Origin of the sequence: Leclercia sp. W6, from assembly GCF_003336345.1 — a bacterium.
Classification (GTDB): Bacteria; Pseudomonadota; Gammaproteobacteria; order Enterobacterales; family Enterobacteriaceae; genus Enterobacter.
The window spans coordinates 2,024,554-2,047,669 of the sequence record NZ_CP031104.1 but is presented as its reverse complement, the minus strand read 5'-3'; the positions used below and the strand labels follow the sequence as shown (position 1 = coordinate 2,047,669).

Below are 23,116 nucleotides of genomic sequence, written 5' to 3'. Positions count from 1 at the left end.
CAATGATACGGGTTTTGCATGACAGGCGCTATCTCCCCGGCGGTTTCGGCGAAAATAAAAGGCTGGGCTATGCTTATATTCAGTAACCTACTGTAAAGGAATATAAAAAATGAAAGCATTCGATCTTCAACGAATGGCCTTTGATAAAGTACCCGTTGAGTTTTTAGGCGAGGTAGCGCTGCGAAGTCTCTATACCTTTGTACTGGTTTTCCTGTTCCTCAAACTTACCGGACGACGCGGCGTGCGTCAGATGTCGCTCTTCGAAGTGTTAATCATTTTGACCCTGGGGTCGGCGGCGGGGGACGTGGCGTTTTATGACGATGTGCCGATGATTCCCGTCTTTGTTGTTTTCATCACCCTGGCGTTGCTCTACCGGCTAGTGATGTGGCTGATGTCGAAAAGTGAAAAGCTGGAAGACCTGCTTGAGGGCAAACCGGTCGCCATTGTCGAAGAGGGCAAACTGGCCTGGGAAAAAGTAAAGCGTGCCAACATGACCGAGTTTGAGTTCTTTATGGAACTACGGGTGAGCGGCGTCGAGCAGCTTGGGCAGGTTAAGCTTGCCATTATGGAGACCAACGGGCAGATAAGCGTTTACTTTTATGACGACGATCAGGTCAGGCCCGGGCTGTGCATATTGCCGGATGAATTTGTAAAACGTTTTATGACGATACCGGAAGTCGGCGAATATGCCTGTCGGCGTTGCGGTCATGTTCAGACTCTACAGGCCGGGGCGCATCAATTATGTCCACGTTGTACGAATCCGGAATGGACGAAGGTTAGCCTGGCCAAACGCATCACCTGACAGCAATTTTGTCGGTTTTGTGACAGCCCGCTGGCAGAATGTATTGTGTGATGGCTGGCACATTTTCCGGGGCATGAGTTTTAGACATTGCGGCGCGTGTCACTGAATGATAAAACCGATATCCACAGTTATTACTTATGGCTTTATAGCGTGGTGAGGGGAAATGGCTCAGGTCTTTAATTTTAGTTCAGGTCCGGCAATGTTACCGGCGGATGTGCTCAAACAGGCTCAACAGGAGCTGTGCGACTGGAATGGTCTTGGCACGTCGGTAATGGAAGTCAGCCACCGTGGTAAAGAGTTTATTCAGGTGGCGGAAGAAGCAGAAGCAGATTTTCGTTTCCTGCTGAATATCCCCTCAAATTACAAAGTATTATTCTGTCACGGCGGCGGACGCGGTCAGTTTGCGGGTATTCCGCTGAACCTGCTGGGCGACAAAACCACCGCCGACTATGTTGATGCCGGTTACTGGGCTGCCAGCGCGGTAAAAGAAGCGCACAAATACTGCTCCCCGAACGTGATTGATGCCAAAGTCACCGTTGACGGCTTACGCGCGGTAAAACCGATGAGCGAATGGCAGCTCTCCCGCGATGCGGCCTATCTGCACTACTGCCCAAATGAAACCATCGACGGCATCGCCATCCACGAAGAGCCAAACTTTGGCGAGGATGTGGTCGTCACGGCGGACTTCTCCTCCACCATTCTTTCTGCGCCGCTGGATGTCAGCCGCTACGGCGTGATCTACGCTGGCGCGCAGAAAAACATCGGCCCGGCCGGTCTGACTCTGGTGATCGTGCGCGAAGATCTGCTGGGTAAAGCCCACAAATCCTGCCCGTCGATTCTGGATTACAGCGTGCTGAACGATAACGACTCCATGTTCAACACCCCGCCGACCTTTGCCTGGTATCTCTCTGGCCTGGTCTTTAAATGGCTGAGAAACAACGGCGGCGTGGCGCAGATGGATAAGATCAACCAGCAGAAATCTGAGCTGCTCTACAGCGTAATCGACGGCAGCGACTTCTATCGCAACGACGTCGCCAAAGCGAACCGCTCCCGCATGAACGTGCCGTTCCAGCTGGCAGACAGCAACCTCGATAAGCTCTTCCTCGAAGAGTCCTTCGCTGCTGGCCTGCATGCGCTGAAAGGCCACCGCGTGGTTGGCGGAATGCGTGCGTCCATCTATAACGCTATGCCGATCGAAGGCGTTAAGGCGTTGACCGACTTCATGACTGACTTCGAACGTCGCCACGGTTAATTGCGCCCGTGTTTATTCCCCCGTAGCCTGGCTGCGGGGTTTTTATTATGTTGAGTTGAGACTTAAATTTCATGGAATCCCTGACGTTACACCCTATCGCGCGGGTAGATGGCACCATCAATCTGCCTGGTTCAAAAAGTGTCTCGAACCGCGCCTTGCTGCTGGCTGCGCTGGCAAATGGCACCACTGTTCTCACTAACCTGCTGGACAGCCATGACGTTCGCCATATGCTTAATGCGCTGAAAGCGTTGGGAGTCCACTACACCCTGTCTGCGGATCGTACCCGTTGTGAAGTGACGGGCAATGCGGGTGCGCTGCACTCCGCCGACGCGCTGGAGCTCTTCCTCGGCAATGCCGGCACGGCTATGCGCCCGCTGGCGGCAGCCCTCTGCCTGGGCAGCAATGACATCGTGCTGACGGGCGAGCCGCGCATGAAAGAGCGTCCGATTGGCCATCTGGTTGATGCGCTGCGTCAGGGTGGCGCGCAGATTGACTATCTGGAGCAGGAAAACTATCCGCCACTGCGTCTGCGCGGTGGCTTTACCGGCGGTGAAGTGGCGGTGGACGGCAGCGTATCCAGCCAGTTCCTGACCGCGTTGTTGATGACCGCACCGCTGGCACCACAAAACACCACTATCACCATTAAAGGCGAGCTGGTTTCCAAACCCTATATCGATATCACGCTGCACCTGATGAAGACCTTTGGCGTTGAGGTGGAAAACCACAGCTACCAGCGTTTCGTGGTGCGCGGCGGTCAGCAGTACCAGACACCGGGCAACTACCTGGTAGAAGGCGATGCCTCGTCGGCCTCTTACTTCCTGGCGGCGGGTGCCATTAAAGGCGGTACCGTTAAAGTGACCGGTATTGGTCGCAACAGCGTGCAGGGCGATATTCGCTTTGCTGATGTGCTGGAGAAGATGGGCGCCGTGGTGACCTGGGGCGATGACTACATCTCCTGCACCCGCGGGGAGCTGAACGCCATTGATATGGACATGAACCACATTCCCGACGCGGCGATGACCATTGCCACGGCGGCGCTGTTTGCCAAAGGCACCACCACGCTGCGCAACATTTATAACTGGCGTGTGAAAGAGACCGATCGTCTGTTTGCCATGGCGACCGAGCTGCGTAAAGTCGGTGCCGAAGTGGAAGAGGGCGAGGACTATATCCGCGTAACGCCACCGGCCAGGCTGCAGGTTGCGGAAATTGGCACCTACAACGACCACCGTATGGCGATGTGCTTCTCGCTGGTGGCGCTCTCCGATACGCCGGTCACCATCCTTGACCCGAAATGTACCGCGAAAACCTTCCCCGACTACTTCGAGCAGCTGGCGCGTATTAGCACTCCTGCATGATATTGCTGCGCCGCATCACCTGATGCGGCGTTTCCTTACGCTTCCTGACGTCATCATCGTCCATTTCTTCTACACTCAGCTTCAATCATTCCGTAATTTGCACGCAAAGGTAACAGTTGTGCACATTGGCGCGTATAATGCGCGGCGTTTACACAACGGTATGCCTAAATTAAGGAGAAAAAGATGACGGCAATTGCCCCGGTAATCACCATTGACGGGCCGAGTGGCGCAGGTAAAGGCACGCTATGCAAAGCCATGGCGGAAGCACTGCAATGGCATCTTTTAGATTCGGGCGCAATCTATCGTGTGCTGGCGCTGGCTGCATTGCATCATCATGTCGATGTCGCCTCTGAAGAGGCACTGGTGCCGCTGGCCGCCCATCTGGATGTACGTTTCATCTCCACCAACGGCAACCTGGAAGTGATCCTCGAAGGGGAAGATGTCAGCGCTGAGATCCGCACTCAGGAAGTGGCGAACGCCGCCTCTCAGGTCGCGGCGTTTCCGCGCGTTCGCGAGGCGCTTTTACGTCGCCAGCGCGCGTTCCGTGACGCCCCGGGCCTGATCGCCGACGGACGCGACATGGGAACCGTGGTCTTCCCTGATGCGCCGGTGAAAATTTTCCTTGACGCTTCCTCGGAGGAGCGCGCGCAGCGCCGTATGCTGCAGTTGCAGGAAAAGGGCTTTAGTGTTAACTTTGAACGTCTTTTGTCTGAGATAAAAGAGCGTGACGATCGCGACCGTAATCGCGCCGTTGCACCGCTTGTTCCCGCAGATGATGCATTAGTTCTGGATTCTACCAGTTTAACTATTGAGCAAGTGATTGAAAAAGCGCTACAATATGCGCGCCAGAAATTGGCTCTCGCGTAATCGCGACCGATTTAGCAGTACCCCCGCTGCAATGGATTGACGGCGGGTATGTGAAACAACCCCATCCGGCACGGAGCCAGGTGGACGTTAATATTAACCTGAAGATTAAACATGACTGAATCTTTTGCTCAACTGTTTGAAGAATCCTTAAAAGAAATCGAAACCCGTCCGGGTTCCATCGTTCGTGGCGTTGTTGTTGCTATCGACAAAGATATCGTACTGGTTGACGCCGGTCTGAAATCTGAGTCTGCCATTCCGGCAGAGCAGTTCAAAAACGCTCAGGGCGAGCTGGAAATCCAGGTTGGTGACGAAGTTGACGTTGCTCTGGACGCAGTAGAAGACGGCTTCGGCGAAACCCTGCTGTCTCGTGAAAAAGCGAAACGTCACGAAGCATGGATCACGCTGGAGAAAGCTTACGAAGAAGCTGAAACTGTGGTCGGTGTTATCAACGGCAAAGTTAAAGGTGGCTTCACTGTTGAGCTGAATGGTATTCGTGCGTTCCTGCCAGGTTCACTGGTAGACGTTCGTCCAGTTCGTGACACCCTGCACCTGGAAGGCAAAGAGCTTGAGTTCAAAGTAATCAAGCTGGACCAGAAGCGTAACAACGTTGTTGTTTCCCGTCGTGCCGTTATCGAATCCGAAAACAGCGCAGAACGCGATCAGCTGCTGGAAAACCTGCAGGAAGGCATGGAAGTCAAAGGTATCGTTAAGAACCTCACTGACTACGGCGCATTCGTTGACCTGGGCGGCGTTGATGGCCTGCTGCACATCACCGACATGGCGTGGAAACGCGTTAAGCACCCAAGCGAAATCGTGAACGTGGGCGACGAAATCACTGTTAAAGTGCTGAAGTTCGACCGCGAGCGTACTCGTGTATCCCTCGGCCTGAAACAGCTGGGCGAAGATCCATGGGTAGCTATCGCTAAACGTTACCCAGAAGGTACTAAACTGACTGGTCGCGTTACCAACCTGACCGACTACGGCTGCTTCGTTGAAATCGAAGAAGGCGTTGAAGGCCTGGTGCACGTTTCCGAAATGGACTGGACCAACAAAAACATCCACCCATCCAAAGTTGTTAACGTTGGTGATGTAGTGGAAGTTATGGTTCTGGATATCGACGAAGAACGTCGTCGTATCTCCCTGGGCCTGAAGCAGTGCAAAAACAACCCATGGCAGCAGTTCGCGGAAACCCACAACAAGGGCGACCGTGTTGAAGGTAAAATCAAGTCTATCACTGACTTCGGTATCTTCATCGGCCTGGACGGCGGCATCGACGGCCTGGTTCACCTGTCTGACATCTCCTGGAACGTTGCAGGCGAAGAAGCAGTACGTGAATACAAAAAAGGCGACGAAATCGCAGCAGTTGTTCTGCAGGTTGACGCAGAGCGTGAGCGTATCTCCCTGGGCGTTAAACAGCTCGCAGAAGATCCGTTCAACAACTGGGTTGCACTGAACAAGAAAGGCGCAATCGTAAACGGTAAAGTGACTGCAGTTGACGCGAAAGGCGCAACCGTAGAACTGGCTGACGGCGTTGAAGGTTACCTGCGCGCTTCTGAAGCTTCACGTGACCGCGTTGAAGATGCAACTCTGGTTCTGAGCGTAGGCGACGACGTTGAAGCTAAATTCACCGGCGTTGATCGTAAGAACCGTGCAATCAGCCTGTCTGTTCGTGCTAAAGACGAAGCTGATGAGAAAGATGCAATCGCAACTGTTAACAAACAGGAAGATGCAAACTTCTCTAACAACGCAATGGCTGAAGCTTTCAAAGCAGCTAAAGGCGAATAAGTTACTCGTAGAGTGACTTGACAGATTGCAGGATTCGTCCTGTAATCAATAACAAAGGGCGGCTACGGCCGCCCTTGTTTAAGCTGTTTAGCTAATTGGTTTGAAGGAACCGGAGGAATCATGACCAAGTCAGAATTGATTGAAAGACTTGCCAGCCAGCAATCGCATATACCTGCGAAAGCAGTGGAAGACGCCGTAAAAGAGATGCTGGAGCATATGGCTACCACTCTTGCACAGGGCGAGCGCATTGAAATCCGCGGTTTCGGTAGTTTTTCTCTGCACTATCGTGCTCCACGTACCGGGCGTAACCCGAAGACTGGCGACAAAGTAGAGCTGGAAGGTAAATACGTTCCGCACTTTAAGCCGGGTAAAGAGCTGCGCGATCGCGCCAATATTTACGGCAACTGAGTTTAGCCTGCGGGCAAAACTGAGTGACCACAAGAAAAGCACCTGCGGGTGCTTTTTTTGTTTTTCTCCTTTTTATCCGGAAGCTGCGCCGCAAATTTCCCGGCCCTTTGCTGCACGCCGTTGATTTATGCCAGCCTGCGTCGCAACCGCACAATTTCGCACCTGACAGACTGAATGTCTGAACGCACACTGCCCTGACACAGGGAGGTGTAAATGCGTTTAACGTCGTTAGCGACATGTCTGATTCTGGCTATCCTGCCACTTCTTTGGCTGCCCGCTCTGCCAGCGCTGCCGGTTATCCAGGCCATAGCGTGTGCCGGATTTCTGCTCGCCTTAATTCGTCATAACGTGGCCCGCTACAGTGGTTTCTGGCTGCTCTTCTTTGCCTGGGGAGCGCTGGCCGCGCAAAGTGCGGTCTGGCCAATGCAGAATCTGACCCGGGGTCCGCAGAAAGCGGAGATAGAGATCGTAGCGGTTGAAAACGAGGCGGCCTATCGGGCCCGCATTATCCAGCTCAACGGCAAAGCGATGGTGCCAGCAGTAGGCGTCACGCTGTATGGCAACACGCTGCCGCAACCGGGCTGCGCCGGGCAGCGTTGGGCGATGACCTTGTCATTACGTGCCGTTCACGGGCAACTCAACGATGGCGGGTTCGATTCCCAGCGCTATGCCCTGGCACAGCATCAGCCCCTGACCGGGCGTTTTACCCATGCCGATGTAATAGATGATCGCTGTAGCTTACGCGCCCGCTATCTCACCTCGCTGACGGCCACACTTTCTACCTATACCTGGGGGCCGGTTCTGCTGGGGCTGGGCATGGGTGAGCGGCTGGCGGTAACGTCAGAGATAAAAAATCTGATGCGGGAAACCGGCACCGGGCATCTGATGGCGATCTCAGGTTTGCACATAGCCCTGGCGGCATCGGTTGTCTGGCTGCTGGTGCGGGGCATACAGTTTTTCATCCCGGGGCGTTGGGTAAGCTGGCGAGCCCCGCTGGTGGCAGGTTTCTGCTTTGCAGCCTTTTACGCCTGGCTTACCGGAATGCAACCTCCTGCGTTGCGCACCGTCGTCTCACTGGGCGCTTGTCTGGCGTTGCAATTGAGCGGTCGTCTCTGGTCGCCCTGGCAGGTATGGCGAGTCTGCATTGCTGCCATTTTGCTGGCCGATCCGCTGGCCGTACTGTCGCACAGTCTTTTACTGTCCGCTTTTGCCGTGGCGGTGCTGATTTTCTGGTATCAGTGGGTGCCAGCTCCGCGCTTTTCCGGCCCGTGGGTCGTCAGGGCTGTGGTTAGCTTGCTGCACCTGCAGCTTGGCATGCTGTTGCTGTTGCTGCCGGTACAGATTGTCGTCTTCCATGGTTTCAGCCTCTCTTCACTGGTCGCGAATCTGGTGGCGGTGCCGCTGGTGACCTTTATTTCGGTGCCTTTGATCTTGCTGGGAATGGGGCTGCACCTCTGCATGTGGCCGGCGGCGGAAAATATGGTCTGGACTATGGCGGATGGCTCACTGTCGCTGCTGTTCAGATTTTTAACCGCGCTCCCTTACGGTTGGATCCCGGTCGATAAACGCTGGCTGTGGCTGACCCTGCTGCCCTGGGCCGCCATCGTCGCCTGGCGGCTGCGCGGGGCGCGTACCTGTCCGGTTGTCTGTGTCTCGGCACTGGTGCTGGCAAGTAGTCCACTATGGCGAGCTGATAAAACCGAGGGCTGGGCGGTGCATATGTTGGATGTCGGGCAGGGGCTGGCAATGGTGATCGAGCGGCAGGGGAGAGCGATTCTTTATGACACCGGCCCTGCCTGGCCGGGCGGGGACAGTGCGCAACAGCTGATCATTCCCTGGTTACGGTGGCACCATTTACGCCCGGAGGGGGTGATTATCAGCCACGAACACCTCGACCATATCGGCGGGCTGGTATCGCTACGTAAGGCGTGGCCGACTATGTGGATAAGAAGCCCGCTGCGCTGGGCCGGGCATGGCCCTTGTGTGCGCGGGGAGCGCTGGCAGTGGCGAGGGCTGACCTTCAGCGCACACTGGCCCCTCGCCAACAAACCGCAGCGCGGCAACAACGGTTCCTGCGTGGTTAAAGTTGAGGACGGTACCCATAGCGTGTTGTTAACCGGCGATATTGAAGCGAAGGGAGAAAAAGCGATGCTCAGTCGTCACTGGCAATACCTTGCGTCTACACTTATCCAGGTGCCGCACCATGGCAGTAATACCTCCTCGTCACTCCCTCTGGTGCAGCGCGTGGGTGGGCAGATCGCTCTGGTGTCTGCCTCCCGCTATAACGCGTGGCGACTGCCTTCGATCAAAGTGGCTCGCCGCTACCAAAAGGAGGGGTATCGCTGGCTAACAACACCCCGACTGGGACAACTTACCGTTTCTTTTTCGCAACATGGCTGGCAAATCCATAGCTTACGGGATCAAATTTTGCCCCGTTGGTATCATCAGTGGTTTGGCGCGCCCGGAGATAACGGGTAGAATATGCGGCTATTTCAACAAATGCTGGTTTTTTGAATGCATAACGACAAAGATCTCTCCACGTGGCAGACCTTCCGCCGACTCTGGCCGGTGATTGCACCCTTCAGAACGGGCCTAATCGTGGCGGGCGTAGCGTTAATCCTCAACGCAGCCAGCGATACCTTCATGTTATCGCTCCTCAAACCGTTACTGGACGACGGTTTTGGTAAAACGGATCGCTCAGTGTTGCTATGGATGCCGCTGGTGGTTATCGGCCTGATGATTTTACGCGGCATCACCAGCTATATCTCCAGCTACTGCCTCTCCTGGGTTTCGGGCAAAGTGGTAATGACCATGCGCCGCCGCCTGTTCAGCCATATGATGGGCATGCCGGTCGCGTTTTTTGACAAGCAGTCGACCGGCACCCTGCTGTCGCGCATTACTTACGACTCCGAGCAGGTGGCTTCCTCCTCCTCCAGCGCGCTGATTACCGTTGTGCGTGAAGGGGCGTCGATTATTGGTCTGTTCGCCCTGATGTTCTGGTACAGCTGGCAGCTGTCGCTGATCCTGATTGTGCTGGCGCCGATTGTGTCGATTGCGATCCGCGTCGTCTCGAAGCGTTTCCGCAGCATCAGTAAGAACATGCAGAACACGATGGGGCAGGTGACTACCAGCGCCGAGCAGATGCTGAAAGGCCACAAAGAGGTGCTGATTTTTGGCGGCCAGGAACTCGAAACCAAGCGCTTCGATAAGGTCAGCAATAAGATGCGTCTGCAGGGGATGAAGATGGTGTCTGCTTCTTCTATCTCCGATCCGATCATTCAGCTCATCGCCTCCCTGGCGCTGGCGTTTGTGCTCTATGCCGCCAGCTTCCCGAGCGTGATGGAAACCCTCACCGCCGGTACCATCACCGTGGTCTTCTCGTCGATGATTGCCCTGATGCGCCCGCTGAAATCGTTAACCAACGTTAACGCCCAGTTCCAGCGCGGGATGGCAGCCTGCCAGACGCTGTTTGCGATCCTTGATTCCGAACAGGAAAAAGACGAAGGCAAACGCGTGATTGAGCGCTCAACCGGCGACGTGGAGTTCCGCAATGTGACCTTTACCTATCCGGGTCGTGATACGCCTGCTCTGCGCAATATCAATCTGAAGATCCCTGCAGGCAAGACCGTAGCCCTGGTGGGCCGCTCTGGCTCGGGTAAATCGACCATCGCCAGCCTGATCACCCGCTTCTACGATATTGATGAGGGTGAGATCCTGATTGATGGCCACGATCTGCGTGAGTACACCCTGCGGTCGCTGCGTAATCAGGTCGCACTGGTCTCCCAGAATGTGCACCTGTTCAACGACACTGTGGCTAATAACATCGCCTATGCCCGTAATGAAGAGTACAGCCGCGAGCAGATCGAAGCGGCGGCGCGGATGGCCTACGCCATGGACTTCATCAATAAGATGGATAACGGCCTGGATACCATTATCGGTGAAAACGGTGTCCTGCTCTCCGGCGGTCAGCGCCAGCGTATTGCTATTGCGCGCGCGCTGCTGCGTGACAGCCCAATCCTGATCCTCGATGAAGCTACCTCGGCGCTGGATACCGAGTCCGAACGCGCTATCCAGTCTGCGCTGGATGAGCTGCAGAAGAACCGTACCTCACTGGTGATTGCCCACCGCCTGTCGACGATTGAAAAAGCCGACGAAATCGTGGTGGTGGAAGATGGCTACATCGTCGAGCGGGGCAGCCATGCTGACCTGCTGGCGCACCAGGGCGTGTATGCCCAGCTTCATAAAATGCAGTTTGGCGAATGATCGCGCGCATCTGGTCCGGTGAGTCTCCGCTCTGGCTGTTGCTGTTGCCGCTCTCCTGGCTGTATGGCCTGGTCAGCGGCCTGATCCGCCTGAGTTATAAAGTGGGGCTCAAACGGGCCTGGCGCGCGCCGGTGCCGGTGGTGGTGGTGGGCAACCTTACCGCTGGCGGTAACGGTAAAACGCCGGTGGTGATCTGGCTGGTGGAACAGCTGACAAAACGCGGGATTCGCGTGGGGGTTGTCTCCCGGGGATATGGCGGCAAGGCGGAGCGCTATCCGCTGCTGCTGACCGCGCAAACCACCACGGCGCAAGCGGGTGATGAGCCGGTGCTGATCTTTCAGCGTACCGGTGCGCCGGTAGCGGTTTCGCCGGTGCGCAGCGAGGCGGTGCAGGCTCTGCTGAACCAGACGGATGTCCAGATTGTGATCACTGACGACGGCCTGCAGCACTACGCGCTGGCCCGGGATAAAGAAATTGTGGTGATTGATGGCGTTCGCCGCTTTGGTAACGGCTGGTGGTTACCTGCCGGACCGATGCGCGAGCGCGCGTCGCGTTTGCGGTCCGTGGATGCGGTTATCGTCAACGGCGGTACGGCGCAGGCGGGGGAGATCCCGATGCAGCTGCACCCAGGACTTGCCGTGAATCTGCTGACCGGTGAGCGGCGCGACGTTGCCGCGCTTAACAATCTGGTGGCGATGGCCGGTATCGGTCATCCCCCGCGCTTTTTCTCCACCCTGGAAGCCTGCGGCGCGCAGCTTCAGCACAGAGTGCCGCTGGCCGACCACCAGGCGCTGAGCCTGGAGCAGGTTGCGGCGTTTACTGCGCCTGGTCAGACGTTGATCATGACCGAAAAAGATGCGGTGAAATGCCGCGCCTTTGCCCGGGATAACTGGTGGTATTTACCGGTTGATGCCCAACTGCAGGGTGAACAGCCTGAACAACTGCTCCAGGCGCTTATCGCCCTTGCAGGGCAGGTAAAAGAGGTTTCGCCCGCGCACTAACTGACAGGACAAGGCATGGCTTTACCGCAACTCACGCTTTCAGCCGCACGTCATCTTCATCTCGCCGCTCAGGGGCTTTTGAAAAAGCCCCGTCGTCGTGCCCAACCCGCCGATATTCTTACCACCATCAAGCGCATGTCGCTGCTCCAGATCGACACCATCAATATCGTTGCCCGCAGCCCTTACCTGGTGCTGTTCAGCCGTCTCGGCCCCTATTCGCCCGACTGGCTGGATAACGCCCTGCGTCAGGGAGAGCTGATGGAGTACTGGGCGCACGAGGCGTGTTTCCTGCCGCGCAGCGACTTTGCGCTGGTGCGTCACAGAATGCTCGCGCCCGATAAAATGGGCTGGAAATACCGTCAGGCCTGGATGCAGGAACATGCGGATGAAATAGAGGAGCTTATCGCCCATATTCAGGAGAAAGGCCCTGTCCGTTCCGCCGATTTTGAACATCCCCACAAAGGAACGAGCGGGTGGTGGGAGTGGAAGCCGCATAAACGCCATCTTGAGGGATTATTCACCGCTGGCAAGGTGATGGTGGTGGAACGGCGTAACTTTCAGCGCGTTTACGATCTCACACATCGGGTGATGCCGGAGTGGGATGACAGCCGGGATATGCTGACCCAGGCGGCGGCAGAGGCCGTGATGCTGGAAAACAGCGCCCGCAGCTTAGGCATTTTCCGCCCCCAGTGGTTGGCCGACTATTACCGCCTGCGTCAGCCCGCGCTGACCCCCTTGCTTGAGCGCTGGCAGGCGCAGCAGCAGGTGGTCCGCGTCGAGGTGGAGACGCTGGGGGAGATGTGGCTGCATGCCGATCTGCTGCCGTTGCTTAACGAAGCGCAGGAAGGGAAGCTCACCGCGACCCATAGCGCCGTTCTTTCACCGTTCGATCCGGTAGTCTGGGATCGTAAGCGTGCGGAGCAGCTCTTTAACTTCAGCTACCGGCTGGAGTGTTACACGCCGGCGCCGAAACGCCAGTATGGTTATTTCGTCTTGCCGCTGCTGCATAGAGGACAGCTGGTAGGGCGGATGGATGCCAAGATGCACCGCAAAACCGGCGAGTTACAGGTTATCGCCCTTTATCTGGAAGAGGATGTTCGGATAAGCGTTGCGCTGGAGAAGGGGCTTGCCACGGCAATCAGTGATTTTGCGGGCTGGCAGGGGGCGACACGCATCGCGCTGGGCCATCTTCCTGACGGACTTTTTCACGCCTGTCGAACTGGCTGGGAAATAGACGCGGTCTGAAAAAGGAATATGGTAAACTTTACCGATTATTGATACGGAGGAACTATGGAACACCGTTTACTGGAAATTATTGCCTGCCCGGTGTGCAACGGCAAACTCTACTACAGCCAGGATAAGCAGGAGCTGATTTGCAAAGTGGATAGCCTTGCCTTCCCTCTGCGCGACGGCATTCCCGTCCTGCTGGAAACCGAAGCCCGCGCCCTGGCGCCTGAAGAGAGCAAACCATGAGTTTTGTTGTCATTATTCCGGCGCGCTTTGCCTCCACGCGTCTGCCGGGTAAACCGCTGGTGGATATCAACGGCAAGCCGATGATCGTGCATGTGCTTGAACGTGCCCGTGAGTCCGGCGCGGAGCGGATCATTGTCGCCACCGATCATGAAGAGGTGGCGCGTGCAGTTGAAGCGGCGGGCGGCGAAGTCTGCATGACCCGCGCCGATCACCAATCCGGCACTGAGCGCCTGGCCGAAGTGGTGGAAAAATGCGGTTTCAGCGACGACACGGTGATTGTTAACGTGCAGGGCGATGAGCCGATGATCCCGGCGGTCATTATTCGTCAGGTGGCAGAAAACCTCGCTCAGCGTCAGGTGGGTATGGCGACGCTGGCCGTGCCGGTTCATAGCGCAGAAGAGGCATTCAACCCGAATGCGGTGAAGGTGGTACTGGACGCTGAAGGCTATGCGCTCTATTTCTCCCGCGCCACTATCCCCTGGGATCGCGATCGCTTTGCCGAATCCCGGGATAACATTGGTGACAGCATCCTGCGTCATCTGGGTATTTATGGCTATCGTGCAGGCTTTATCCGCCGTTACGTCAACTGGCAGCCGAGCCCGCTGGAGAACATCGAAATGCTCGAGCAGCTGCGTGTGCTCTGGTACGGCGAAAAGATCCACGTCGCCGTCGCGCACGAGGTCCCGGGCACAGGCGTTGATACGCCAGAAGATCTGGCCCGCGTTCGCGCTGAACTTCGCTAATCCCCGCCATCCCCTCTTTTGAGGGGATTTTTTTGTCTCAATTTTCTGAATTTCTGCTACAGAATCTTCTCATAAGAGTGACATCCGCCCGCCAGACGCTCATTATAAAAGCAGTAGTCTTAATGGGGGTAATCTCAAATGGAACAGCTGCGAGCCGAACTCAGCCATCTGCTGGGTGAAAAACTGAGCCGTGTGGAATGCGTGCATGAAAAGGCGGATACCACGCTATGGTCGCTGTACGACAGCCAGGGAAACCCCATGCCGTTACTGGCGCGAAGCTTCTCTTCACCGGATGTGGCCCGACAGCTGGCGTGGAAAATCTCCATGCTGGCCCGCAGCGGCACGGTAAGAATGCCGACCGTTTATGGCGTGATGACCCACGAAGAACATCCGGGCCTGGATGTTCTGCTGATTGAGCGTCTGCGTGGTGTCCCGGTGGAAGCGCCAGCCCGCACGCCTGAACGCTGGGAGCAGCTAAAAGATCAGATAGTTGAAGCGCTGCTGGCCTGGCACCGGCTGGACAGCGGAGGGCTGGTCGGCTCGGTGGACAGCACCCAGGAAAATCTCTGGCCACTCTGGTACCGCCAGCGGGTCGAGGTGCTGTGGGGGACGCTAAACCAGTATCACAACACCGGCCTGACCATGCAGGATAAACGGATTCTGTTTCGTACCCGCGAGTGCCTGCCCACCCTGTTTGAAGGATTCAATGACAACAGCGTGCTGATCCACGGCAATTTTACGCTGCGCAGTATGCTCAAGGATCCCCGCAGCGATCAGCTGCTGGCGATGGTCGGGCCCGGCGTGATGTTGTGGGCCCCCCGGGAGTATGAACTGTTTCGCCTGAGCGAGAGCGGGCAGGCGGAGGATTTACTCTGGCACTACCTGCGGCGCGCGCCGGTCTCAGAGTCGTTCCTCTGGCGGCGCTGGCTCTATACGCTGTGGGACGAAGTGGCGCAGTTGGTGAATACCGGGCATTTTAGCCGCGCCAACTTCGATCTGGCCTCGAAATCACTGCTCCCCTGGCTCGCCTGACAGGCCCTTCAGCCACTGCCAGACGCGCCCAAGCGTTTCATAGCCCACGCGATCGCTGTGCATCAGCCATACCGGGGACGGAATGATCCGTTCCCAGGGGTTAAGCGGGGCGCTAATCGCCAGCTGGTTCGCGGGCGCGGGTAGAGGATGCAGACCCTGGCGTTCAAAGAAGATCATCGCCCGCGGCAGATGGGAGGCTGAGGTCACCAGCAGGAAGGGCGCATCGCCTATCGCCTGCTTCACCGCGGCGGCTTCCTCTTCGGTATCCTTTGGACTGTCGAGAGTGATGATCGCCTCGCGCGGCACGCCCAAAGACTGCGCCACGCGCGCGCCCGCTTCGGCGGTACTCACCGGATTACTTTGTGCTGCCGCCCCGGTGAAGATCATCTTCGACCCGGGATTCGCCAGCCACAGCCGCATGCCTTCATTGAGGCGCGGCAGGCTGTTGTTGATCAGATTGGAGCTGGGAGCCCATTGTGGATCCCAGGTGTAGCCCCCGCCGAGCACCACGATGTACTTAACCTTCTCATTTCCCTGCCAGGTGGGGTATTTGTCTTCGACCGGACGTAACAGCCCATCCGCAACCGGCTGCAGGCTCAGCAGCGTCAGCGCCAGCCAGCCTGCCGTAACCAAAATTTTGCCGCTTTTCTGATGGCGGCTGAACCACAGCAACCCCAGGCCCAGCGCGATACACAGCAGAAGAAGAGGGAGGGGAAGCATCATGCCGCCAATATATTTTTTTAGAGTAAAAAGCATCCTTTCTGGCTCCTTTTTTGACCATATAGCTGATGATTGTCAGCGATATTACACCAGAGAGGTTCATTCTCCGCCCGGCTGTGACAAAATAGCGGTTTTGTTGTGAGTGGGTGGAGCTCTCCCAATGCGGGATCGCAATTTTGATGACATCGCGGAAAAGTTTGCCCGCAATATTTACGGCACGACCAAAGGCCGTCTACGGCAGACGATCCTCTGGCAGGATCTGGACATCCTGTTGGCCGGATTTGGCGACAAGAAACTGCGTGTCCTCGACGCTGGCGGCGGTGAAGGCCAGACGGCGATAAAAATGGCTGAGCGTGGGCACCACGTTATCCTTTGCGATCTCTCTGCTGAAATGATCGCCCGCGCTGAAAGTGCCGCGGTGGAGAAAGATGTGAGCGATAACATGCAATTTATACATTGTGCCGCTCAGGAGATCGCTCAACATTTGGAAAGCCCGGTTGATCTGATATTGTCTCATGCGGTGCTGGAATGGGTAGCCGAACCCCAGGCGCTGCTGAAGACGCTCTGGTCGATACTGCGCCCCGGCGGCGCGCTGTCGCTGATGTTTTACAACGCTAACGGCCTGTTAATGCGTAACGTGCTGGTGGGGAATTTCGGTTATGTACAGCAGGGCATGTACAAGAAGAAACGCCGTACGCTGTCACCGGACTTTCCGCGCGACCCGCAGCAGGTTTATGGCTGGCTGGAAACCTCCGGTTGGCAGATTACCGGGAAAACCGGCATCAGGGTGTTTCATGATTATCTGCGCGATAAACAGAAGCAGCATGAGTGCTTTGACGCCCTGACAGAATTAGAGACGCGGTACTGCCGCCAAGAGCCTTATATTAGCCTTGGTCGCTACATTCACGTCACCGCGCGCAAGCCGCAGAGCAAGGATAACTTATGAGTGAATTTTCCCAGACAGTCCCCGAGCTGGTTGCCTGGGCCCGAAAAAACGATTTCTCCCTCTCGCTGCCGGTAGACAGACTCTCTTTTCTGCTGGCGGTCGCCACGCTGAACAGCGAACGGCTGGATGGAGAAATGAGCGAGGGCGAACTGGTGGATGCGTTCCGCCATGTCAGTGATGCGTTTGAGCAAACCAGCGAAACCATTAATGTGCGTGCCAATAACGCGATTAACGATATGGTGCGTCAACGTCTGCTGAACCGCTTTACCAGCGAGCTGGCAGAAGGGAATGCCATCTATCGTCTGACGCCACTGGGCATCGGCATTACCGACTACTACATTCGCCAGCGCGAATTCTCGACCCTGCGCCTCTCGATGCAGCTCTCCATTGTGGCGGGTGAACTGAAGCGTGCAGCCGATGCCGCAGATGAGGGCGGTGACGAGTTCCACTGGCACCGTAACGTCTACGCGCCGCTGAAATATTCAGTAGCCGAGATTTTCGACAGCATCGATTTGACGCAGCGCATCATGGATGAGCAGCAGCAGCTGGTGAAAGAGGACATCGCCCAGCTTCTGAACAAAGACTGGCGGGCGGCAATCTCCAGCTGTGAAATGCTGCTGTCAGAAACCTCCGGCACCCTGCGTGAACTGCAGGATACGCTGGAGGCTGCGGGGGACAAGCTGCAGGCTAACCTGCTGCGCATTCAGGATGCCACCCTGGCCCAGGACAACCTGCATTTTGTCGATCGCCTGGTCTTCGACCTGCAGAGCAAGCTGGACCGCATTATCAGCTGGGGCCAGCAGGCGATTGACCTGTGGATCGGCTATGACCGCCACGTGCATAAATTTATCCGTACCGCTATCGACATGGATAAAAACCGCGTGTTTGCCCAACGCCTGCGCCAGTCGGTACAGACCTATTTCGATGCGCCGTGGGCGCTGACCTACGCCAGCGCTGACCGCCTGCTCGATATGCGTGACGAAGAGATGAGCCTGCGCGACGAAGAGGTCACCGGCGAGCTGCCAGCCGATCTGGAATATGAAGAGTTTAACGAAATACGGGAACAGCTTGCGGCGATGATCGAGGAGCAGCTGGCGATCTTCAAAACCAAAAACAAACCACTCGATCTCGGTCTGGTGGTGCGCGACTACCTCGCACAATACCCGCGTGCCCGCCATTTCGATATCGCCCGCATCGTGGTCGATCAGGCGGTACGCCTGGGCGTCGCGCAAGCAGATTTCACCGGCCTGCCGCCGAAGTGGCAGCCGATCAACGATTACGGAGCCAAGGTACAGGCGCATGTCATTGACAAATATTGAACACGTGATGCCAGTTAAGCTGGCCCAGGCGCTGGCAAATCCGATCTTTCCGGCGCTGGACAGCCAGCTGCGTGCCGGTCGTCACATTGGTCTCGACGAGCTGGATAATCACGTTTTTTTAATGGATTTTCAGGAGTACCTGGAAGAGTTTTACGCCCGCTATAACGTGGAGCTGATCCGTGCGCCGGAGGGGTTCTTCTATCTGCGTCCGCGCTCCACCACGCTCATCCCGCGCTCGGTGCTCTCCGAGCTGGACATGCTGGTCGGCAAGATTCTCTGCTATCTCTACCTCAGCCCGGAGCGTCTGGCGAACGAAGGCATCTTCACCCAGCAGGAGCTCTATGACGAGCTGATGACCCTGGCGGACGAAGGCAAGCTGCTGAAGCTGGTCAACAACCGCTCCACCGGCTCGGACGTAGACCGTCAGAAGTTACAGGAAAAAGTGCGCTCCTCCCTGAACCGTCTGCGCCGTCTGGGGATGGTGTGGTTTATGGGCCATGACAGCAGCAAATTCCGCATCACTGAATCTGTGTTCCGCTTCGGTGCCGACGTGCGCGTGGGTGATGACGCCCGCGAAGCGCAGCTGCGCATGATCCGTGATGGCGAAGCGATGCCGGTGGAAAACCATCTGCAGCTCAATGACGAGCATGAAGACAATCAGCCGGATAGCGGGGAGGAAGAGTAATGATTGAACGCGGTAAATTTCGCTCACTGACGCTGGTTAACTGGAACGGTTTCTTTGCCCGCACCTTTGATCTCGATGAGTTGGTGACCACGCTCTCGGGCGGTAACGGGGCAGGGAAATCCACCACCATGGCGGCCTTCGTCACGGCGCTGATCCCGGACTTAACCCTGCTGCACTTCCGTAACACCACCGAAGCCGGCGCGACCAGCGGTTCCCGTGATAAGGGTCTGCACGGTAAGCTGAAGGCAGGTGTCTGTTACTCTGTGCTGGACGTGATCAACTCCCGCCATCAGCGCGTGGTGGTTGGCGTCCGCTTACAGCAGGTCGCCGGTCGCGACCGTAAAGTGGATATCAAACCGTTCGCCATTCAGGGGCTGCCAACCTCCGTTCAGCCCACCGCGCTATTGACGGAAACCCTCAACGAACGCCAGGCGCGCGTGCTGACGCTGCAGGAGCTGAAAGACAAACTGGAAGCTATCGAAGGCGTGCAGTTTAAGCAGTTTAACTCCATCACCGAATACCACTCGCTGATGTTCGATCTGGGCATCGTCGCCCGTCGTCTGCGCTCCGCCTCGGACCGCAGTAAATATTATCGTCTGATCGAAGCCTCGCTCTACGGCGGGATCTCCAGCGCCATTACCCGCTCTCTGCGTGATTACCTGTTACCGGAAAACAGCGGTGTGCGTAAGGCGTTCCAGGACATGGAAGCGGCGCTGCGTGAAAACCGTATGACGCTGGAAGCCATTCGCGTCACGCAGTCTGACCGCGACCTGTTCAAGCACCTGATCAGCGAAGCCACCAACTATGTGGCGGCGGACTACATGCGCCACGCCAACGAGCGCCGCATTCATCTCGATCAGGCTCTCGAGTATCGCCGTGAGCTCTTCACCTCCCGCCAGCAGCTGGCCTCTGAACAGTACAAGCACGTCGAGATGGCCCGCGAGCTGTCCGAGCATAACGGAGCAGAAGGGGATCTGGAGGCAGACTATCAGGCCGCCAGCGATCACCTGAACCTGGTACAAACCGCGCTGCGTCAGCAGGAAAAAATCGAGCGCTACGAAGCGGATCTCGATGAACTGCAAATTCGTCTGGAAGAGCAGAACGAAGTGGTGGCGGAAGCTGCCGATAAGCAGGAAGAGAACGAAGCCCGGGCCGAAGCCGCCGAGCTGGAAGTGGATGAGCTGAAAAGCCAGCTTGCCGACTATCAGCAGGCGCTCGACGTCCAGCAAACCCGCGCCATTCAGTACAATCAGGCGTTGCAGGCGCTGGAACGTGCAAAAGCGCTTTGCCATCTGCCGGACCTGACGCCAGAGAGCGCGGATCAGTGGCTGGAGACCTTCCAGGCCAAAGAGCAGGAAGCCACAGAAAAACTGCTGAATCTTGAGCAGAAAATGAGCGTGGCGCAAACTGCGCACAGTCAGTTTGAACAGGCATATCAGCTGGTGGCCGCGATTAACGGCCCGCTGGCGCGCGCCGAAGCGTGGGAAGTGGCCCGCGAGCTGCTGCGTGATGGCGTTAACCAGCGCCACCTGGCGGAACAGGTCCAGCCGCTGCGTATGCGCCTGAACGAGCTGGAGCAGCGCCTGCGTGAACAGCAGGAGGCGGAACGCCTGCTGGCTGAGTTCTGCAAGCGTCAGGGTAAACGGGTCGATATTGACGATCTGGAAAGCCTGCATCAGGAGCTGGAAGCCCGTATCGCGTCGCTGTCCGACAGCGTATCCAGTGCCAGCGAACAGCGCATGGCGCTGCGTCAGGAGATGGAGCAGCTACAGTCGCGTATTCAGACGCTGATGCAGCGCGCCCCGATCTGGCTGGCAGCCCAGAGCAGCCTCAGCCAGCTCAGCGAGCAGTGTGGCGAAACCTTCGAATCCAGCCAGGAGGTCACGGAGTATCTGCAGCAGCTGCTGGAGCGTGAACGCGAAGCAATTGTTGAACGTGACGAAGTGGGGGGGCGTAAGCGCGCTGTCGATGACGAGATCGAACGTTTAAGCCAGCCGGGCGGGGCAGAAGACGCCCGTCTGAACACCCTTGCAGAGCGTTTTGGCGGCGTGCTGCTGTCAGAAATTTATGACGACGTCAGCCTGGAAGACGCGCCGTACTACTCGGCGCTGTATGGTCCATCCCGCCACGCGATTGTGGTGCCGGATCTGTCGCTGATCGCGGACCAGCTCGAAGGGCTGGAAGATTGCCCGGAAGATCTCTATCTGATCGAAGGGGATCCGCAGTCGTTCGATGACAGCGTCTTTGGCGTCGACGAGCTGGAAAAAGCGGTGGTGGTGAAAATCGCCGATCGCCAGTGGCGCTATTCGCGCTTCCCGGCGTTGCCGCTGTTTGGCCGCGCGGCCCGTGAAAGTCGTATTGAGAGCCTGCATACCGAGCGCGAAGCGCTGTCGGAACGTTTTGCGACGCTCTCGTTCGACGTGCAAAAAACCCAGCGTCTGCACCAGGCGTTCAGCCGCTTTATCGGCAGCCATCTGGCCGTGGCCTTTGAGGCCGATCCGGAAGCTGAGATCCGTAAGTTCACCACCCGTCGTACCGAGCTTGAACGCGCGATTTCAGCCCACGAAAATGATAACCAGCAGAGCCGCGTCCAGTTCGAGCAGGCTAAAGAGGGCGTCGCTGCCCTTAACCGCATTCTGCCGCGCCTGAACCTTCTGGCGGACGACACCCTCGCCGATCGCGTGGATGAGATCCAGGAGCGTCTCGACGAAGCGCAGGAAGCCGCGCGCTTTGTGCAACAGTACGGCAACCAGCTGGCGAAGCTGGAGCCGATGGTCTCTGTGCTGCAGAGCGACCCGGAACAGTTCGAACAGCTGAAAGAAGATTATGCCTGGTCGCAGCAGGTCCAGCGCGAAGCGCGCCAGCAGGCGTTTGCCCTGACCGAAGTTTCCCAGCGCCGGGCGCACTTCAGCTACTCCGACTCGGCGGAGATGCTGAACGGCAACAGCGATCTGAACGAAAAACTGCGCCAGCGTCTGGAGCAGGCGGAAACGGAACGTACCCGTGCCCGTGAGGCGATGCGTAGCCATGCCGCGCAGCTGAGCCAGTACAATCAGGTGCTGGCGTCGCTGAAAAGTTCGTTTGATACCAAGAAAGAGCTGCTGACCGACCTGCATAAAGAGCTGCAGGATATCGGCGTGCGGGCCGACAGCGGGGCAGAGGAGCGGGCGCGCATTCGTCGCGACGAACTCCATGCCCAGCTCAGCAATAACCGCGCCCGCCGTAACCAGCTGGAAAAAGCGCTCACCTTCTGTGAAGCGGAGATGGATAACCTGACCCGCCGTCTGCGCAAGCTGGAACGTGACTACCATGAGAAGCGCGAGCAGGTGGTGACCGCCAAAGCGGGCTGGTGCGCCGTGATGCGGATGGTGAAAGACAATGGTGTTGAACGCCGTCTGCACCGCCGCGAGCTGGCCTATCTCTCCGGCGATGAGCTGCGTTCAATGTCGGATAAAGCGCTGGGTGCGCTGCGTCTGGCGGTGGCGGATAACGAACACCTGCGCGATGTGCTGCGCATGTCGGAAGATCCGAAGCGCCCTGAGCGCAAAATTCAGTTCTTCGTGGCGGTCTATCAGCATCTGCGCGAGCGTATTCGCCAGGATATCATTCGCACCGATGACCCGGTTGAAGCCATTGAACAGATGGAGATTGAACTGGGGCGTCTGACGGAAGAGCTGACCTCACGTGAGCAGAAGCTGGCGATCAGCTCCCGCAGCGTGGCCAATATCATCCGTAAGACGATCCAGCGTGAGCAGAACCGTATTCGTCAGCTGAACCAGGGCCTGCAGAGCGTCTCCTTCGGCCAGGTTAACAGTGTGCGACTGAACGTCAACGTGCGTGAAGCCCACGCCACGCTGCTTGACGTGCTGGCCGAGCAGCACGAGCAGCATCAGGATCTGTTCAACAGCAACCGCCTCACCTTCTCCGAAGCGCTGGCGAAGCTGTATCAGCGTCTTAACCCGCAGATCGACATGGGCCAGCGTACGCCGCAGACCATCGGTGAGGAGCTGCTGGACTACCGCAACTATCTCGAGATGGAAGTGGAAGTTAACCGTGGCTCTGACGGCTGGCTGCGCGCGGAATCGGGTGCGCTGTCAACGGGGGAAGCGATCGGTACCGGGATGTCGATTCTGGTGATGGTGGTCCAGAGCTGGGAAGATGAATCCCGCCGTCTGCGCGGTAAGGATATCTCCCCATGTCGTCTGCTGTTCCTTGATGAGGCGGCGCGTCTGGATGCCCGTTCGATCGCCACGCTGTTTGAGCTCTGCGACCGTCTGGATATGCAGCTGATTATCGCGGCGCCGGAAAATATCAGTCCGGAGAAAGGCACCACCTATAAACTGGTGCGTAAGGTCTATCAGAACAGCGAGCACGTTCATGTTGTGGGTCTGCGCGGCTTTGCCCCGCAGCCGCCAGAGTCCTTGCCCGGAACGGCTGACGCCTCCTGAGGAATCTGAAAATTAGC

The 23,116-nt window shown here is 57.2% G+C and carries 18 protein-coding genes; 17 read left to right on the top strand and 1 reads right to left on the bottom strand.

Translation table 11 applies throughout. From position 1 onward, the window contains the following. Positions 1-109: 109 nt before the first annotated feature. The 13 genes from DVA43_RS10110 (at position 110) to DVA43_RS10050 (ending at position 14,981) form a co-directional block, all read left to right on the top strand. The gene (locus DVA43_RS10110; RefSeq protein WP_114315450.1) at positions 110-802 is read left to right on the top strand and encodes a DUF421 domain-containing protein; all 693 of its coding nucleotides are present in this window, start codon (positions 110-112) and stop codon (positions 800-802) included. 163 nt (positions 803-965) lie between these two features. Further along, positions 966-2,054 carry a 3-phosphoserine/phosphohydroxythreonine transaminase gene (gene serC / locus DVA43_RS10105; RefSeq protein WP_103823378.1) on the top strand — a complete coding sequence of 363 codons (1,089 nt, stop codon included), beginning with the start codon at positions 966-968 and terminating at the stop codon, positions 2,052-2,054. Between the two features lie 71 nt (positions 2,055-2,125). Beyond that, entirely contained in the window at positions 2,126-3,409 is a 1,284-nt protein-coding gene (aroA, locus tag DVA43_RS10100) for a 3-phosphoshikimate 1-carboxyvinyltransferase (protein ID WP_114315449.1), read from the top strand. 183 nt (positions 3,410-3,592) lie between these two features. Beyond that, the gene (cmk, locus tag DVA43_RS10095; RefSeq protein WP_103178921.1) at positions 3,593-4,276 is read left to right on the top strand and encodes a (d)CMP kinase; all 684 of its coding nucleotides are present in this window, start codon (positions 3,593-3,595) and stop codon (positions 4,274-4,276) included. Between the two features lie 111 nt (positions 4,277-4,387). Continuing rightward, positions 4,388-6,061: a 30S ribosomal protein S1 gene (gene rpsA / locus DVA43_RS10090; RefSeq protein ID WP_032617357.1), complete on the top strand. Its 1,674-nt coding sequence runs from the start codon at positions 4,388-4,390 to the stop codon at positions 6,059-6,061. 120 nt (positions 6,062-6,181) lie between these two features. After that, positions 6,182-6,469: an integration host factor subunit beta gene (ihfB, locus tag DVA43_RS10085; protein WP_039029484.1), complete on the top strand. Its 288-nt coding sequence runs from the start codon at positions 6,182-6,184 to the stop codon at positions 6,467-6,469. A 213-nt stretch (positions 6,470-6,682) separates the two neighbouring features. Then, positions 6,683-8,947, top strand: a complete 2,265-nt coding sequence (locus DVA43_RS10080; protein WP_114315448.1) for a ComEC family protein — start codon at positions 6,683-6,685, stop codon at positions 8,945-8,947. A 36-nt stretch (positions 8,948-8,983) separates the two neighbouring features. Further along, positions 8,984-10,732, top strand: a complete 1,749-nt coding sequence (msbA, locus tag DVA43_RS10075) for a lipid A ABC transporter ATP-binding protein/permease MsbA (protein ID WP_103178923.1) — start codon at positions 8,984-8,986, stop codon at positions 10,730-10,732. After that, positions 10,729-11,733, top strand: coding sequence for a tetraacyldisaccharide 4'-kinase (lpxK, locus tag DVA43_RS10070; protein WP_114315447.1), 1,005 nt, complete (start codon positions 10,729-10,731; stop codon positions 11,731-11,733). Before msbA ends, lpxK begins: the two co-directional genes overlap by 4 nt. A 15-nt stretch (positions 11,734-11,748) precedes the next feature. Then, the gene (locus DVA43_RS10065; protein WP_114315446.1) at positions 11,749-12,978 is read left to right on the top strand and encodes a winged helix-turn-helix domain-containing protein; all 1,230 of its coding nucleotides are present in this window, start codon (positions 11,749-11,751) and stop codon (positions 12,976-12,978) included. A 45-nt stretch (positions 12,979-13,023) separates the two neighbouring features. Then, on the top strand, positions 13,024-13,206 hold the full coding sequence (gene ycaR, locus DVA43_RS10060; RefSeq protein WP_114315445.1) for a protein YcaR: 183 nt from the start codon (positions 13,024-13,026) through the stop codon (positions 13,204-13,206). Then, complete coding sequence (gene kdsB, locus DVA43_RS10055) at positions 13,203-13,949, top strand: 3-deoxy-manno-octulosonate cytidylyltransferase (RefSeq protein WP_103823372.1); 747 nt, start codon at positions 13,203-13,205, stop codon at positions 13,947-13,949. Before ycaR ends, kdsB begins: the two co-directional genes overlap by 4 nt. A 138-nt stretch (positions 13,950-14,087) precedes the next feature. Beyond that, positions 14,088-14,981: a YcbJ family phosphotransferase gene (locus DVA43_RS10050; RefSeq protein WP_114315444.1), complete on the top strand. Its 894-nt coding sequence runs from the start codon at positions 14,088-14,090 to the stop codon at positions 14,979-14,981. On the opposite strand, the gene elyC is transcribed toward DVA43_RS10050, so the two are convergent. After that, on the bottom strand, positions 14,958-15,737 hold the full coding sequence (elyC, locus tag DVA43_RS10045) for an envelope biogenesis factor ElyC (protein ID WP_114315443.1): 780 nt from the start codon (positions 15,735-15,737) through the stop codon (positions 14,958-14,960). The genes DVA43_RS10050 and elyC overlap by 24 nt on opposite strands. A 124-nt stretch (positions 15,738-15,861) precedes the next feature. Here elyC and cmoM point away from each other — a divergent pair, with 124 nt between their 5' ends. Genes cmoM through mukB form a run of 4 tightly spaced genes read left to right on the top strand, consistent with a single transcriptional unit; the run spans position 15,862 to position 23,099 of the window. Next, positions 15,862-16,647, top strand: coding sequence for a tRNA uridine 5-oxyacetic acid(34) methyltransferase CmoM (cmoM, locus tag DVA43_RS10040; protein ID WP_114315442.1), 786 nt, complete (start codon positions 15,862-15,864; stop codon positions 16,645-16,647). Continuing rightward, positions 16,644-17,966, top strand: coding sequence for a chromosome partition protein MukF (gene mukF, locus DVA43_RS10035; RefSeq protein WP_103823368.1), 1,323 nt, complete (start codon positions 16,644-16,646; stop codon positions 17,964-17,966). Before cmoM ends, mukF begins: the two co-directional genes overlap by 4 nt. Further along, the gene (gene mukE, locus DVA43_RS10030) at positions 17,947-18,651 is read left to right on the top strand and encodes a chromosome partition protein MukE (protein ID WP_114315441.1); all 705 of its coding nucleotides are present in this window, start codon (positions 17,947-17,949) and stop codon (positions 18,649-18,651) included. Before mukF ends, mukE begins: the two co-directional genes overlap by 20 nt. Continuing rightward, complete coding sequence (gene mukB / locus DVA43_RS10025) at positions 18,651-23,099, top strand: chromosome partition protein MukB (protein WP_114315440.1); 4,449 nt, start codon at positions 18,651-18,653, stop codon at positions 23,097-23,099. The genes mukE and mukB overlap by 1 nt, the downstream gene beginning before the upstream one ends. Positions 23,100-23,116 lie beyond the last annotated feature (17 nt).

Bases quoted from the DNA above. Each gene is read 5' to 3' on its own strand.
- DVA43_RS10110 (WP_114315450.1), top strand. From the start codon at position 110: ATGAAAGCATTCGATCTTCAACGAATGGCCTTTGATAAAGTACCCGTT.
- serC (WP_103823378.1), top strand. From the start codon at position 966: ATGGCTCAGGTCTTTAATTTTAGTTCAGGTCCGGCAATGTTACCGGCG.
- aroA (WP_114315449.1), top strand. From the start codon at position 2,126: ATGGAATCCCTGACGTTACACCCTATCGCGCGGGTAGATGGCACCATC.
- cmk (WP_103178921.1), top strand. From the start codon at position 3,593: ATGACGGCAATTGCCCCGGTAATCACCATTGACGGGCCGAGTGGCGCA.
- rpsA (WP_032617357.1), top strand. From the start codon at position 4,388: ATGACTGAATCTTTTGCTCAACTGTTTGAAGAATCCTTAAAAGAAATC.
- ihfB (WP_039029484.1), top strand. From the start codon at position 6,182: ATGACCAAGTCAGAATTGATTGAAAGACTTGCCAGCCAGCAATCGCAT.
- DVA43_RS10080 (WP_114315448.1), top strand. From the start codon at position 6,683: ATGCGTTTAACGTCGTTAGCGACATGTCTGATTCTGGCTATCCTGCCA.
- msbA (WP_103178923.1), top strand. From the start codon at position 8,984: ATGCATAACGACAAAGATCTCTCCACGTGGCAGACCTTCCGCCGACTC.
- lpxK (WP_114315447.1), top strand. From the start codon at position 10,729: ATGATCGCGCGCATCTGGTCCGGTGAGTCTCCGCTCTGGCTGTTGCTG.
- DVA43_RS10065 (WP_114315446.1), top strand. From the start codon at position 11,749: ATGGCTTTACCGCAACTCACGCTTTCAGCCGCACGTCATCTTCATCTC.
- ycaR (WP_114315445.1), top strand. From the start codon at position 13,024: ATGGAACACCGTTTACTGGAAATTATTGCCTGCCCGGTGTGCAACGGC.
- kdsB (WP_103823372.1), top strand. From the start codon at position 13,203: ATGAGTTTTGTTGTCATTATTCCGGCGCGCTTTGCCTCCACGCGTCTG.
- DVA43_RS10050 (WP_114315444.1), top strand. From the start codon at position 14,088: ATGGAACAGCTGCGAGCCGAACTCAGCCATCTGCTGGGTGAAAAACTG.
- elyC (WP_114315443.1), bottom strand. From the start codon at position 15,737: ATGCTTTTTACTCTAAAAAAATATATTGGCGGCATGATGCTTCCCCTC.
- cmoM (WP_114315442.1), top strand. From the start codon at position 15,862: ATGCGGGATCGCAATTTTGATGACATCGCGGAAAAGTTTGCCCGCAAT.
- mukF (WP_103823368.1), top strand. From the start codon at position 16,644: ATGAGTGAATTTTCCCAGACAGTCCCCGAGCTGGTTGCCTGGGCCCGA.
- mukE (WP_114315441.1), top strand. From the start codon at position 17,947: ATGTCATTGACAAATATTGAACACGTGATGCCAGTTAAGCTGGCCCAG.
- mukB (WP_114315440.1), top strand. From the start codon at position 18,651: ATGATTGAACGCGGTAAATTTCGCTCACTGACGCTGGTTAACTGGAAC.